13 protein-coding genes and 1 pseudogene are annotated in these 13678 nt (G+C 70.5%); 11 read left to right on the top strand and 3 right to left on the bottom strand.

Going from position 1 to position 13678, the window contains the following annotated elements; genetic code table 11:
- Nucleotides 1–247 precede the first annotated feature (247 nt).
- The 3 genes from tnpC (at nt 248) to ACQPXD_RS07650 (ending at nt 3400) form a co-directional block, all read left to right on the top strand.
- Nucleotides 248–1390 (top strand): IS66 family transposase, encoded by a 1143-nt coding sequence (tnpC, locus tag ACQPXD_RS07660; protein WP_432824394.1) that lies wholly within the window; start codon nt 248–250, stop codon nt 1388–1390.
- A gap of 8 nt (nt 1391–1398) precedes the next feature.
- Entirely contained in the window at nt 1399–1659 is a 261-nt protein-coding gene (locus ACQPXD_RS07655) for an IS66 family transposase (protein ID WP_432827772.1), read from the top strand.
- Nucleotides 1660–2257: 598 nt separating this feature from the next.
- On the top strand, nt 2258–3400 hold the full coding sequence (locus tag ACQPXD_RS07650) for a pyridoxal phosphate-dependent aminotransferase (RefSeq protein WP_432843699.1): 1143 nt from the start codon (nt 2258–2260) through the stop codon (nt 3398–3400).
- Between the two features lie 5 nt (nt 3401–3405).
- On the opposite strand, the gene ACQPXD_RS07645 is transcribed toward ACQPXD_RS07650, so the two are convergent.
- On the bottom strand, nt 3406–4638 hold the full coding sequence (locus tag ACQPXD_RS07645) for a DNA-processing protein DprA (protein ID WP_432836166.1): 1233 nt from the start codon (nt 4636–4638) through the stop codon (nt 3406–3408).
- Nucleotides 4635–5492 (bottom strand): annotated as a pseudogene (locus tag ACQPXD_RS07640) (ATP-binding protein); the annotation flags it as partial. The gene ACQPXD_RS07645 and the pseudogene ACQPXD_RS07640, both read right to left, overlap by 4 nt.
- A 33-nt stretch (nt 5493–5525) precedes the next feature.
- Between ACQPXD_RS07640 and ACQPXD_RS07635 the strand changes: the two are divergent.
- The 6 genes from ACQPXD_RS07635 (at nt 5526) to ACQPXD_RS07610 (ending at nt 10351) form a co-directional block, all read left to right on the top strand.
- Nucleotides 5526–7172: a recombinase family protein gene (locus ACQPXD_RS07635; RefSeq protein WP_432836164.1), complete on the top strand. Its 1647-nt coding sequence runs from the start codon at nt 5526–5528 to the stop codon at nt 7170–7172.
- Nucleotides 7173–7527: 355 nt separating this feature from the next.
- Nucleotides 7528–7854, top strand: coding sequence for a hypothetical protein (locus ACQPXD_RS07630; RefSeq protein ID WP_432836162.1), 327 nt, complete (start codon nt 7528–7530; stop codon nt 7852–7854).
- A gap of 359 nt (nt 7855–8213) precedes the next feature.
- Nucleotides 8214–8930 carry a helix-turn-helix domain-containing protein gene (locus ACQPXD_RS07625; RefSeq protein ID WP_432836160.1) on the top strand — a complete coding sequence of 239 codons (717 nt, stop codon included), beginning with the start codon at nt 8214–8216 and terminating at the stop codon, nt 8928–8930.
- The gene (locus ACQPXD_RS07620; protein WP_432836158.1) at nt 8927–9301 is read left to right on the top strand and encodes a hypothetical protein; all 375 of its coding nucleotides are present in this window, start codon (nt 8927–8929) and stop codon (nt 9299–9301) included. The genes ACQPXD_RS07625 and ACQPXD_RS07620 overlap by 4 nt, the downstream gene beginning before the upstream one ends.
- The gene (locus tag ACQPXD_RS07615) at nt 9298–9735 is read left to right on the top strand and encodes a hypothetical protein (RefSeq protein ID WP_432836156.1); all 438 of its coding nucleotides are present in this window, start codon (nt 9298–9300) and stop codon (nt 9733–9735) included. The genes ACQPXD_RS07620 and ACQPXD_RS07615 overlap by 4 nt, the downstream gene beginning before the upstream one ends.
- A gap of 181 nt (nt 9736–9916) precedes the next feature.
- Nucleotides 9917–10351: a hypothetical protein gene (locus ACQPXD_RS07610; RefSeq protein ID WP_432836154.1), complete on the top strand. Its 435-nt coding sequence runs from the start codon at nt 9917–9919 to the stop codon at nt 10349–10351.
- A gap of 42 nt (nt 10352–10393) precedes the next feature.
- On the opposite strand, the gene ACQPXD_RS07605 is transcribed toward ACQPXD_RS07610, so the two are convergent.
- Nucleotides 10394–10684, bottom strand: a complete 291-nt coding sequence (locus tag ACQPXD_RS07605; RefSeq protein WP_432836152.1) for a hypothetical protein — start codon at nt 10682–10684, stop codon at nt 10394–10396.
- A 717-nt stretch (nt 10685–11401) separates the two neighbouring features.
- Here ACQPXD_RS07605 and ACQPXD_RS07600 point away from each other — a divergent pair.
- Nucleotides 11402–11950 carry a hypothetical protein gene (locus ACQPXD_RS07600; RefSeq protein ID WP_432836150.1) on the top strand — a complete coding sequence of 183 codons (549 nt, stop codon included), beginning with the start codon at nt 11402–11404 and terminating at the stop codon, nt 11948–11950.
- Nucleotides 11951–12233: 283 nt separating this feature from the next.
- Nucleotides 12234–13469, top strand: a complete 1236-nt coding sequence (locus ACQPXD_RS07595) for a phage major capsid protein (RefSeq protein WP_432836148.1) — start codon at nt 12234–12236, stop codon at nt 13467–13469.
- Nucleotides 13470–13678: the final 209 nt, after the last annotated feature.

Raw genomic sequence — 13678 nt, 5'->3', positions numbered from 1 at the left:
AAAGGTCCCTGTAATGTCCGTCGCCTTGGCCAACCACCTCCGTCCCACGGCCCTGTCATCCGCTGCACACGCTTTGATCGCCGGCCGGTCACGTCCGCTCTTCTCTGTGCGGCACTGCGGGGTGACGTTGCGGATGTCGCACCCGCCGGCGCACCCGCCGACCTGCGCGGCCGGACATATGGTAACTATTCAGGTGGTTGGCGGCAGGGACTTGATCGTCTGGGTGGTTTAGGGCACGGTGTCCGTTGTGAGTGCCGGTCCGCGTCCCAGCTATGACGAGTTGGCGGCGTTGGTGGTGGTCCAGGCTGAGCAGATCGCGGTGTTGCGGGCGCGGGTGGCGGAGTTGGAGCGGCGGTTGGGGCTGGACTCGCACAACTCGTCGAAGCCGCCGTCCTCGGATGGGCTGGGGAAGCCGGCGCCGCGGTCGCAGCGGCGGGCGGCGGGCCGCCGGGCGGGCAAGCAGCCCGGCGCGCCGGGTGCGGCGTTGACACAGGTGGATGAGCCGGATGCGGTGGTGGATCACCGGCCGGTGGCGTGCGCCGGGTGCGGTGAGGTCCTGGCCGGTGTCGCGCCGGTCGGGTTCGAGGCGCGGCAGGTGTTCGACCTGCCGCCGATGCGCTTGGCGGTGACCGAGCACCGGCTGTGGCGGTGCGCCTGCGCGTGCGGGACGCACACCACAGCCGCGGCGCCGGTGGGGGTGGACGCGCCGGCGCAGTACGGGCCGTCGATCGCGGCCCTGACGGTCTATCTGCTGGTCGGCCATCACACGCCGGTGGACCGTACCGCGCAGATCCTGGCTGATCTGTTCGGTGCGGCGCCGTCGGCGGGGTGGATCGCCGGGCTGACCGGGCGCGCCGCGACCCGGCTGACCGGCTTCACGCAACGGCTGCGGCAGGTCCTGCGCACCGCGGCGGTGGTGCATTTCGACGAGACCGGGCTGCGGGTGGCCGGCCGGCTGCGGTGGCTGCACGTGGCCTGCACCCCGCTGGGCACCTTCTACCACCTGGACGACAAACGCGGCCGGGACGCCATCGACGTCATCGGTGTGCTCACCGCGCTGGGCGCGGGCCAGACCGCGGTCCACGACGGCTTCAAGTCGTACCTGCACCCCGCCTACGACACCGCCGGGCATGCCTTGTGCAACGCTCACCACCTGCGGGAACTGGACGGCTGGGCCGAACACGACCCGGCCCACACCTGGGCCGGGACCCTGGCCGGGCTGCTCCGCGAGGGCAAACACCAGGTCAACCAGGCCGTCGCCGCCGGCCGGGACCGTCTCGACCAGACCGTCCTGACCGATCTGCTGCACCGCTGGGACCAGGCCGTCCAGGCCGGCTACGCCGCCAACCCACCCCCACCAGCGGCGGCCGCGGCAAGATCCTCGCGCTGATCGACCGGATGCACGGATTCCGGCGCGAGATCTGGCGCTTCGCCCACACCTTCACCGTCCCGTTCGACAACAACCAAGCCGAACGCGACATCCGCATGGTCAAAATCCAGCAGAAGATCTCCGGCGGCTGGCGCACCCCCCACGGCGCCCAGCACTGGCTGACCGTGCGCAGCTACGTCTCCACCGTGCGCAAAAACGGCCTGCACGTCCTCACCGCCCTGCGCGACGCCCTCACCGGCAACGCCTGGCTCCCACCCCAACCTGAATAGTTACGACATATGTCTCCGCGATCATGCCGCCCGCGGCGACCGCACCACGGGTTTGCCATGATCCCGGAACCTTTCGGTACACAGGGGTACATCACCACTCCACGATCATGAAAAACCGTTGGTGTCGACGCCGCGTTGCGCATGATCACGGAGACATACGGCCGGCCCAGCCGCGCGGATCGCAGGTTGCGCCCGATGGGTGCGCTATCCGCACCGGTCCGCCGCGCCGACCCCGGGGCGGCGTCGATGATCGCTGGTGGCTGTAGTCGGGTCACGGCTCGACTCCCGGCCCGCCAAGCGCCCTCCACAGCTTTGCCGGCATCCGAGGCCTGCGGCGGCTGCCATCTGCCCAGGTCGCGCGGGCCGGCAGCGCCCCGGTCGGCCGGGTCGTCCGAGCTGGCGAAGCCCCGGCCACGCAGGCCGCGCAGGCCGCGGGGGCTGGCGGCTTCCCGGCCGCGCAAGCTCGCGCGCGCCGCCTCGGCCGCCGTGGTGAACCGGGGCGCTCCCGGGGCCGGCCGGTCTCCGCTGCCGCCGTCGCGGTGATGGGCCGCATACTCGGGGGGTGACTGACGCCGCCCGTGATCCGCTCGTCGCCCGCATGCGCCCGTTCGGTACCACCATCTTCGCGGAGATGTCGGCTCTCGCCGTGCGCACCGGATCCGTGAACCTCGGCCAGGGCTTCCCCGACACCGACGGGCCGGCCGCCATGCTCGATGCGGCCGCCGCCGCGATCCACGGCGGGCGTAACCAGTACCCGCCGGGCCCCGGCATTCCCGAACTGCGCGCCGCGGTGTCCACCCACCAGCGGGCGTTCTGGGGCCTCGACTACGACCCCGACGGCGAGATCCTGATCACCGCCGGCGCGACCGAGGCGATCGCCGCCAGCATTCTGGCCCTGTGCGAGCCGGGCGACGAGGTTGTCTGCTTCGAGCCCTACTACGACTCCTACGCCGCGTCGATCGCGCTCGCCGGCGCCGTCCGCCGCCCAGTGACGCTGCGGGTCGACGCCGGCCGGTACTCCTTCGACCCCGCCGAGCTGCGCGCCGCCTTCGGCCCGCGGACCAGGCTGGTGCTGCTCAACTCCCCGCACAACCCGACCGGCAAGGTGTTCACCGCCGCTGAGCTGGCGCTGATCGCCGAGCTGTGCCTGGAGTACGACGCGCTCGCCGTCACCGACGAGGTCTACGAGCATCTGGTGTTCAGCGACGCCGCCGCGCAGCACGTGCCGCTCGCCGGGCTGCCCGGCATGCGGGAGCGGACGGTGCAGATCTCCTCCGCGGGCAAGACGTTCTCGTGCACCGGCTGGAAGATCGGCTGGGTCTGCGGCACGCCGGCCCTCGTGTCGGCGGTCACCAAGGTCAAGCAGTTCCTGACGTACGTCAACGCGGGCCCGCTGCAGCCGGCCGTCGCCGTGGCGCTGGCCTCGCCGCCGTCGTACTACCAGGAGTTCCGCGACGAACTGCAGCGCAAACGCGACCGCCTGTGCAAGGGCCTGTCGGAGGCCGGCTTCGCGGTGCTGCAGCCGGAGGGCACCTACTTCGCCACCGCCGACATCACCCCGCTCGGCGGTACCGACGGCGTCGAGTTCTGCCTGGCGTTGCCGGAGCGTTGCGGCGTCGTCGCCGTACCCACGCAGGTCTTCTACGACGACGTGGCGGCCGGCCGGAGCCTGATCCGGTTCGCGTTCTGCAAGCGTGACGAGGTGCTCGACGAGGCGGTCGCCCGGCTGCAGCGGCTCTGACCGTCTCATGACTCCTCCTCGCCGAGCGGGCCGCGCGGAGGGCTCTTCAGGCGGTACCCCTCGGAACTCGACACGACGAACCCCAGCTCCTCCAGCAGCGGCAGGCCGCGCCGGGCCTCGCGCCCGCTGACTCCGGCCACGGCGGCGATCTGCTCCGCCGACATGGCCCGCCGCGGCCGGACCGCGTCGAGGATGCGCGCCTGCAGCGGGTCGAGGGTGTCCTCGGGCCGTCCCGCGCCCTTGATCGGCACGGCGAGCTCGCCGATGCTGCCGATCTCCTCGATGATCTCCTCGACCCTGGTCACCAGCACGGTCCCCGGCTGCCGCAGCTCGATGTGGCAGCCGACCGACATCGCGGAGTTGATCGGCCCGGGCACGACCATGGCCGAGCGCCGCAGCATCCGGGCGTACCCCAGTGTGCTGCGCGCCCCACTGCGCGACCCGGCCTCGACCATCACCGTCCCTCGGGTCGCCGCGGCGATGACCCGGTTGCGGGTGAGGAACCTGGTCTTGTACGGCAGCGTGCCCGGTGGCCACTCCGTCAGCAGCAGCCCCTCGACGCCGATCTGCTCGAGCACCACCGCGTTCGCCGCCGGGTAGGCCCGGTCGATCCCGCACGCGAGCACCGCCACCGTCGGCCCGCCTCCGGCCAGCGCGCCGCGGTGCACGGTCACGTCGACGCCGAGCGCCCCGCCGGACACGATCGTCCACCCCCGCTCAGCCAGCCCGTACCCGAACTCGGAGGCGACGTAGCCGCCGTACCCGGTGACCGCCCGCGCCCCGACCACCGACACCGACCGCTCCAGCGTCTCGGCCAGCCGCAGCGGCCCGCGCAGCCAGAGGCACAACGGAGGATCCGTATCTCGGCGTTGCATGTGGCCATCGCGGCTGGCGTGCACCAGGTCGTCGAGGTCGTGCGGCCACTCCTCGTCGGCGGCGGTGATGATCCGCGCGCCGAGCCGCTCGGCCAGCTCGCCCATCCGCTCCGCAAGCTGGGCGGCCACGCCCGCCGTGCCGTCCACGCCGGCGGCCTGCATCCTGGTCCGCACCGCGCCGGCCAGCGCCGGACTGACGCCGTACCCGCCGGTCGCCCTGGCCAGCGCCTCCTGCGGCCCGACCGCCCGCACCAGCAGGCCGAGCTCGCGGCTGCCGGGCTCGACGAGCACCCCCAGCGCGATGCAAGCCATCCGTTCGTCATTGCTCATCTGCTGCCCCCGGCTCATCGGTGCTTGGCTCATCGAAACGACCTCGATCGCAGGTCGAGGGCTTCACGGATGTCGTCGACAGTCGGCCGGGCACGGCCATCGAGGTCGGCAATGGTCCATGCCACTCGCACCGCCCGCTCGAACCCGCGGGCTGAGAGCCGACCTCGATCCATCTCCACGGTCAGCGGGCGCAGGGTGAGCCGCGACAGCCGGAACCTCTTGTCGCGCAGCAGAGCGGACGGCGCGTCGCCGTTGGAGCGGGCCTGGGGCCCCCACCGCTGGACGGCCGAGCCGCGGGCCTCGAGCACACGCTTGGCGATCACGGCTGATGGCTCGACGTGCTCGGTGTCCAGCAGCGCGGCCGAGCGCACCGGGTCGAGGTCCACCTGAAGGTCGACCCGGTCCATCAGCGGTCCGGAGAGTCTGGCCTGGTATCGCCTGCGCACGATCGACGGGCACTGGCACATCTGACGGCCTCCGGGCCTCGCGCACGGGCACGGGTTGGCTGCCATCACCAACTGCGCCCGCGCGGGATAGGTCGTCTCGCCGTAGATGCGCCGGAGCCGGACCTCGCCTTGTTCTAGCGGCTGACGTAGGGCGTCGAGGACTCCGGAGGCGAATTCGGCACATTCGTCGAGAAAGAGAACACCCTGATGGGCGAGGCTGATCGCCCCGGGCTTTGCGAGGCCGGCACCGCCTCCGACCAGCGCGGATACGGATGCTGTGTGGTGCGGCGCCTGGATCGGCGCGCGGCGGATCAGCGCACCGCCGGGCGCCAGCATGCCGGCGATCGAGTGCAGCGCCGTCACCTCGATGGCCTGCTGGTCGTCGAGGGGTGGAAGCACGCCCGGCAGCCGGGCGGCCAGCATGGTCTTACCGAAGACCGGATTTTTACCCCTTTTCGACTAAGGTGCAATGCTATGCCGGTTCTGCCCGAAATCACCGAATCCCCGACTCTCGTCGACCTGTACCTGCGCCTCTCCGACGCGCGCAACGAGAAGGGCAGCTTCGCCGAGCGGGAAGCGAAGCTCCGCGAGCACGCGCAACGCCGGGGCTGGGCGGTCACCCGCGTCGTGATCGAGAACGACGAGATGCCTGGCGGCTCCAAGAGCGCATCCGCGTTCAAGCGGCGCCGGATCACGCTGCCGGACGGCCGGATCAAGGTGCGCGTGTACCGGCCAGGGTTCCGGTCAGTTCTCGATGATCTGGCGCACGGACGCGCCCACGCCCTACTCGCCGAAGACCTGGATCGGGTGCTGCGCGACCCGCGTGACCTTGAAGACCTGATCGACGTGTGCCGGGAGCACCGCGTGAGCGCTGACTCGCTCAGCGGCTCTCTCCGGTTCACCAACGGCGGCACCGATGCTGAGCACGCGATGGCCCGCGTGATGGTGGCGATGGCCAACAAGTCCAGCAGTGACACGGCGCGCCGCGTTGCCGCCGCGCGCGAACGGAAGGCGACCAACGGGGAGTGGGGCGGCGGCAAGCGCCCATACGGGTTCGAGGCGGACGGCGTGACCGTGCGCAAAGTTGTTCGGCTCGATGACGGTGCGATCCCTGACGACGACGGCGAAACGGTTGAGCGTGAGCTGCCCAGCAAGGAGATCGTCAAGTTGCACTTCTCCGGCGAGGCAGCCGAGATCATCAGGGCGGCTGACGCGCTGCTTGGCGGGGTGTCCATGCGCGCGCTCGCCCTGGACCTGCGCAAGCGGAACGTGCCGACCGTCAAGGGCACCCGCTGGACCGCTGAGACGTTGAAGGACATCCTGGTACGGCCCCGCAACGCGGGGATCGTCGTGTACCGCCCGGAGACGCAGCGCAGGCGTGGTGGCGCCCGCAAACCCGCCGGGCGGTACTACACGAAGGACGACGAACGGGGCCGCGCTCCGTGGGAGCCGATCCTGGACGAGAACACGTGGCGGACGTTGGTGGCGAAGCTCATCGACCCGAACCGTCAGCCCGGGAAGCCTGGACCGGCGCACAAGTGGCTGGGCTCGGGCATCTACCTGTGCATCTGCGGCGCGACCATGCAGGTGCTCAAGAAAGGTGACAAGGTGTCGCCCGCGTATCGATGCCGGGAGACTGGATCCGGTGCCGGTGCGCGTCACACCGTGCGCAACGTCACCGCCGTCGACGCGCTGGTGGTCGACAGCATCGTGGAGTACCTGTCGCAGCCTGAAGCGGCAAACCTGCTGGCCGCACCGGCGGAGCAGGCGGTGGACCTCGCAGCGGTACGGAGGCAGATCGCGGGGTGGCGCCAGAAGCTGTTGACGTACGCCGACGATGAGCGCGAGGACCGCATCACCCGGGAGCAGTTCCTCCACAACACCAGAATCCTGAAGGGCAAGATCGCCGCCGCGCAGACGACGCTGGCTGAACACTCGGTCCGGTCTCCGCTCGCGCCGCTGATCGGCGCGAAGGATGTGCGGCAGGTGTGGGACGGGCTCTCGCTCGGCGCGCAGCGGGAGATCGTCAAGGAGTTGATGGACGTGAAGATCCTGGAGGCGAAGCGGCGCGGACGCAGCCCGTTCGACCCGAAGACGGTGCAGATCACCTGGAAGAAGTGAGGCTCCGGCAGCCCCGGGCCAATGGGCAGTCATCCCCTGGGGTGACTGCCCATGTTCATCTCTGGTCACCGCTAGGCAGCCGTAACAGGCCGTTTGAGCAGGTCAGATCCGTCGGCTAGCGTGCTCGTCGGGCGGCACCGTATGGGATTTACAGAGCCGCTCCACTCGTACCAGCAATGCCCGAGCGCAGCCGCGCCGGAGCGTGCGCGCGGTGGCTCCCGACACCGACGCGACAACTCACGACAGGTCCACGAACGCACGGAGCGGACAGCTCCCTGCGTGATGCCGCCTGCTCTCGTGAGGGCCACGCCCCGACCAGGACGCCGGGCAGATCCACTGCGAAGGGGCCGCCACGATGCCAGCCAAAGACCCGGACGAGCGCAGGCTCATCGCCACCGTGGCCGCCCACGCCGGGTGGGCACAGACCACGGACCGCACCGCCCGCACCGAAGCCTCCCGCGCGGTCCAGTGGCGCAAGTTCCTCGATGAGGTCGACCCCGACCGGGTGCTCGACCCTGACGAGCGTGACCGGCGTGCCCTGTCCGCCCGCAAGGCGTACTACGCACGGCTGCGGCTGCGCGCCTACCAGGCCCGTGCCCGCCGCGACTACGCGGCCATGGCCGAGCTGCTCGACGAGCCCCCGGCGCCATTCACCGGGACCGGTGAGGCCCGTGCGAGCTGAGGAATACCGCGACCACATCCGCTGGATCGTCAGCCAGGCACCGCCCCTGACGCCCGAGCGACGCGAACGCCTGGCGATGCTGCTGCGGCCAGGCGTGGTCGCCATGCACAAGACGCGGCGCACCAGCGCAGGCCAGCCCGTGAGGGGCCGCGCCGCGTGAAAAACGAGCAGGGCGGCCACGCAGGCCGCCCCACTTCCCTCACCGACCGGCACGTTACCGGCCCGCGCTTGGCCGGCGCGAGCGGAACGCGTGCCGCCGGTGGGGTGAATCGCGCTGTCCCGGCTGGAGCGTTGGCGGGCGTGGCGATCTCGGCGTACGCGCCGAAGGGCGTCACCGTCCGCGGAGTGCGGGGGCGCTGATGGCGACGCACGCGCAGAAGTACCGCGACGCGGTGTGGGACTCCACGGAGTTGACCTCGACGCAGAAGATCGTGGCGCTCTGCTTCGCCAATCACGCGAAGGGCACCGACAAAGCGTGGGTGTCGTACAGCCGGATCGCGCAGCAGACCGGCATCAGGTCCCCCACGACGATCTCTCATACGCTGGCCCAGTTGGAGACACTCGGCTGGCTCGCTCCGGTCGGCCCGAAGGTGCAGCGCCGCAAGGTCTACTACCGATTGACCACGCCTGATGCGCCTACTCCAGTTTCTGGAGCAGGCGCTGCTCCAGAAACTGGAGCAGCCGAAGACACATCTGCTCCAGCAGAGACGTCCATCTGCTCCAGCGCGGACCCCAATCTGCTCCACGGGAGCGCTCCCACTGCTCCAGAAACTGGAGACGACTCTCTTGACTCTCGGGACTCTCTAGTACCCGAGAGTCAAAGGCAGGCGGACGACGCCGCCGCCACGCTCCGCGCGGCGCCGCCGCCCGCCAACGGCAACCACCGGCCCGTCGCCCTGCCGACGCTGCCCGCCGATAAGGCCAAGGCCCTGGCGCGCGACGTCGCACGGCGCGGGTTGGCGCGAAGCCGCACCAGCCATACGCCCACGCGCCCACGCCCGCCAGACACGGGGGGCGCGCTGGCGCGCGCAGCAGACCAAGACGATCACGACCGGGAAGGTGAAGCTCTGTCATGACCACCGACACGACACGCGCCGCGCGGCTGATGCCCGCGTCGGCCATCCGCCCGCGCGCCTACCGGCGCAACTGGGGGCCGTGGCACCTCGACGCTGCCGGGCGCAAGCTGCGCATGACCGCCGGTGGTCTCACGACCGAGATCGACCTTGACTCCTGCACCACAAGTGCTGCGGGAGTCCTGGAAGCCATCCTGGCGACGGCGGCCCAGACACAGGGTGACCACTCGGCTGAGGCGTCAAACACCGTCAGCGGCATGGTCCACGCCTTCAACGACATGTTGGGCTTCAACAGCGCCATCGAACCGCAGGGAGCCTGGCCGTCGCCCGAACAGATCCGCACGGGCATCGAGTCGCTCCGGGGTGCGGCGTGACCACCTGGACCGCCATCGAGGACATGATCCGTGACCGCTGGGGTGGCTGGCCTGATGGCCGAGAAGGCAACACCCGGTCCTACCGGGTGCTGTCGCCCACCGGCGGCACGCTTCTCGTCAAGGTCACGCTGGGCCGCCGCTGGTGCTCCCTGGCCGTGGACCGTTGGCGCACCACCGACCGCCGCACCGAGCCATCCGAGGCATGGTTCCGGCAGCACGTCTGGCCGCTCGTGGAGGCCGCCAGCCAGGTCCGGCGTCGTGGCTGGAGCATCCTGCCGACCGGCGGCGGCGACTACGCGTCGGCGTCCCCGCTCGACCGCGCCGTCATCGCCGACCTCGCCGAAGCCTGGATCAGCCACGAACTGACCTGGGGCCTGCCGCGCGAGACACCCAACGCACGCACCGCCGCGCAGCACCGAGGGGAGACACCATGAGCGCACCGACACGCCCGGCCACCGACCACGGCCACCACGACCGCCAGACCGGCTGCCCTGCCACCCGGCGAGCAGGTCGTCTGGCCGCCTCAGCGCCGTTCTGCCGCCGCTGGACCGGTCACCCAGGGTCTCGCCCTCACCGGCCCGCGTCCGGCGGCCGAGCGCGCACCTGGGGGGCCGCGTGACCGCCCCGGAGGGCGCGTCCGCGCTGGCCCGCGCGGCGACCTGGCTTCGGGCGTACCTGCGTGAGCACGGCGGCGAGGCGTTGGCCGGTGACGTCCTGGCCGCAGGGAAGCGGGCGGGGCACGCCGAGCGCACGCTCGGCCGTGCCGCAAACCGCATCGGTGTCCGGAAGGTTCCGGCGCCGCGCTGGGGTGGCGGCTCGGTATGGATACTCCAGCGCGGCCAAGACGCCGACGATGGCGGCCAACGCGGCCAAGACCGAGATGAGCCCGACCCCGAGGCAGCGGCGGGCGATGCCCCGGTCAGGCCCGCCGTGCGGGTGCCCGTCGCCCACGACATCTACGGCTACCCCGTGGAGTACGTGGAGGTTCGCGACGCGGCAGCGGCCAGCCAGTGGGACGAGCGCAACTGGCGGCGGCTGGACGGGCTGTGAGCGCGTGCGATCCCAGTTGCGGCAGGGAACGTGCCACCCCAACTACGCGGCATCCAGCTTGTTGAGCAGGTCAACGACCGCCATGCGGATCAAGCCGGAGCGACCCTCCCGGTCGCGGCCCGCGTGCGCGTCAAGCCGGACGACAAGACCCACAGGCAACCGCACGGTGATCTGCCGCATCACCTCATTGCCCTCGGCGTCGACCAGGCGGCCAGGTCCGGCGCGGTGCCCCTCGGTCATGAGTTCATCTCCGTGCTCCATCAGCCAGGCCACGGCTTCCTCCTCGGGCATCGCGTCGAGGTCGGGCCGCTGGGGCGTGCCGGGGTCGGTCATCGGAACTCCTTCATCCAGGTCTTGCCCTACTCCTCGGCCAACATCCAGGCCGCCATGATCCACTTGTATCACGCACATCCCACGTATGGCGACGGGACCCCAGCTCAGGCAGGGTTCTGCCCCCGGAAAGGTGGCTGGGGGTATCCCAGGGGGTGGGGTCCAGGGGTGGGGTCGCCCAGTCGAGCCAGCGGACCGGAGCGACCGCGAGCCCGAGCCGCTGGAGGCGTGGCAGCGCCAAGGCGTCGGCAGCGGCCGGGCAGAAGCCGTGGCAGCGCCACGACATCCGGACCGCCAGCGCGGCCAAGGCACCGCGGCCAGCGTGCCGGAAACGATGGCAGAGGCAAGAGATCCGCACGCGTTGACCGGCGCGACTGCGCAAGCAGTGACGAACGTGAGCAAGGTGATTGATGAGCATGCGCACGAGCCGGGTAAAGGGTGTTGAAAAGTTGAGATGGGTGTGTGCTCGCCGAGCACTGCGTGCTGCCGCGCGTTCGCGCGCAGGTTTCATGAAATTCCTTCGTTGACCGCTCACGATGTCCACGAAACCCTGCCGGAGCTGCCTTTCCCGCGTCGGCATTGATGGATTGACCCACCCACGCGCACTGCATTGACCGGCCGCCCGGCGGCGCGTGCCCCGGCCGGAGTGCCGGCCGGGCTGGGGCCGGCGTGGATGCATAGATCCGAACAGATACTTCATCGATTGACCGGAGTGACACGTTGCACCGCTGGAAGACCACCGAGACCGAGATGCACGCGCTACTGAGCGCGATGAACGACCACATGCCCCTCGACGTCGACCCCGGCACCCCAGTCGCGGCCATCGGCAGGCAGCTCGTGACCGACGTCAACGGCAGCTTCGCCGTGACACGCGCGAGTGGAGGCGCGCTCCACCGCTACCTCGCCCACCCGGACGGCAAGATCGAGTTGTCGGGGTGGCTGCACCGGCAGCCGCTCTACCACGAGATCGTGGCTCCGCTGTCGTACGAGCAAGGAGGCCAAGCCGTGCAACTCGTCCACTGCGACCGCGCCACCGCCGAGGAACTCATCGCGCGCATTGCGGAGCAGATCCCGGTTGGCGCCTCGCTGGGCCGCGTGCGGGCCGTGGCGGCGTTCGCGGTACTCACCGACTACGGCAACGGCGACGCCGCAGCGTGGGGCATCAGCAATGGCCAAGCCTGGCGGCAGACCGATCTGTCGGACGGCAAGCACGAGATCGTCACGTGGGAGGGCGGACGCGAGGTTTCCCGCCGCATCGTCTCGGGCTGAACCGCTGGCCGGTGTACTCGATCGCGTGGCCGAGCCACGATTTGTGCATGATGAGTGCATATTGACCCGGTGTGGGGGTATCGTCACGTCAGGCAGATCACTGGATCATCGGCCAAGCGCGAGGAGCCCACCGGGGCCAAGCGCGAGGAGCCCAGACCCGTCGATGGTCGCCACTCCCTGAAAGCGCCAACTGCACACACCCGCTGACGGCCCACGACTCGTGGCCGTGCCGGTGGCGTGCGCGCGCAGGGAGCCGACTTCAGACCCCGAGAGGGCTCCTTCAATGACCACCAAGTACTTCAAGGCCGTCCAGGCCGAGATCCTCGGCCACCTCGACTCCGCCCGTGACATCGCCGACGCCGCCGAGCGCGCTGGCCGCGACCTCACCGGCGACGAGATCGCCACCGTCAAGCACCACCTGGACCAGGCCAAGCAGCTCAAGCCCAAGCTGGCCAAGGCCAAGGCCGAAGCCGACAAGGACGCGGCACTCGACCGTCAGCTCGGCCTCCTCAGCGCCGATGTCGGCCTGCTGCCAGAGCAGGACGGCCCTCGCTTCACCGGCTACACGCCGACCGGCGCGAAGCGTCACCCGGGCCACGCCTGGGGCAAGGCCGTGGTCAAGACGGCCAGCGACGGCGTGCGGTTCAAAGGAGTCGTGGCCAACGATGTGACGTTGGTCGATGTCCCGGCACCCCCGATCATCACCCTGGGGCAGCCGGTCCTGTCCCTGCGCCAGCTCATCCCGGCGGTGCCCACGGATGGCGTCTATTCATACCTGCGCCAGACCACGAGAACTTTCAATGCGGCTCCAGTTGCCCCCGGCGGCTTGAAGCCCGAGAGCGTGCTGGAAACGACACTGGTGAATGGACGAGCCGTCACCATCGCCCACACAACCCAGCCCGTCCCACGTCAGCATCTCAGTGACGCTGCTCAATTGGAGGCGTTCATCAGCTCCGAGTTGGCCTGGGGTTGGGAGCGCGAGGTCGAGAACCAAGTGATCAACGGCGACGGCACCGGCGAGAACCTGCTCGGCGTCGCCAACACTTCCGGCGTCCTCACCCAGGCGTACGCCGTGAACCTCATTACCACGACCCGTAAGGCGATCACGGCCCTGGAGAACCAGGGCATCACGCCGACCGGGTGGGCGCTCGCGCCGTCGGACTGGGAACAGATCGAACTCAGCGCCTCCACCACGGGCAACCTCCTGCTCGCCGACAGCGGCTCCCGCGTGCCGGTCGAGTCCGCCGCGCGGCGCCTCTGGGGCTACCCGGTCGTCGCCAGCCCAGCGGTGGCGGTCGGCACCGGTTATCTGGCCGACTGGACCGGCAGCACCCAGCTGTTCATGCGTGAAGAGGTGAACATCCGCGCCAGCGAAGCCGTCTACGACCCCGACGCGCTCGGGGCCGGCGTGGGCGCCTCCGACTTCCAGCGCAACCTCGTCCGCTACCTGGCCGAGGGACGCGTTGGCTTCGGCGTCCTGCGACCCAGCGGCGTTGTGAAGATTGACCTGTCCGCGTAGCCCGTACCCTGACCTCGGCGGTCAAGCCCACCGCACCCTGCCGCCCGATCGCGGGCAGCCTCAGCGGGGATGCGGACGTAAGGCGCTGAGCGGCTCACTTCATCGCCGCGCTGACGCGACCTGCCGCCGACAGCACGCGGCCATCCTGACCCCGTTGACGAGCCGGGGTTGGGGTGGCCGCGTTCGCGTTTCCCCGCCTCATCGCCGCC

The organism is Dactylosporangium sp. CA-092794 (genome assembly GCF_050948465.1).
Classification (GTDB): Bacteria; Actinomycetota; Actinomycetes; order Mycobacteriales; family Micromonosporaceae; genus Dactylosporangium.
This window is presented reverse-complemented; position numbering and strand designations above follow the sequence as displayed.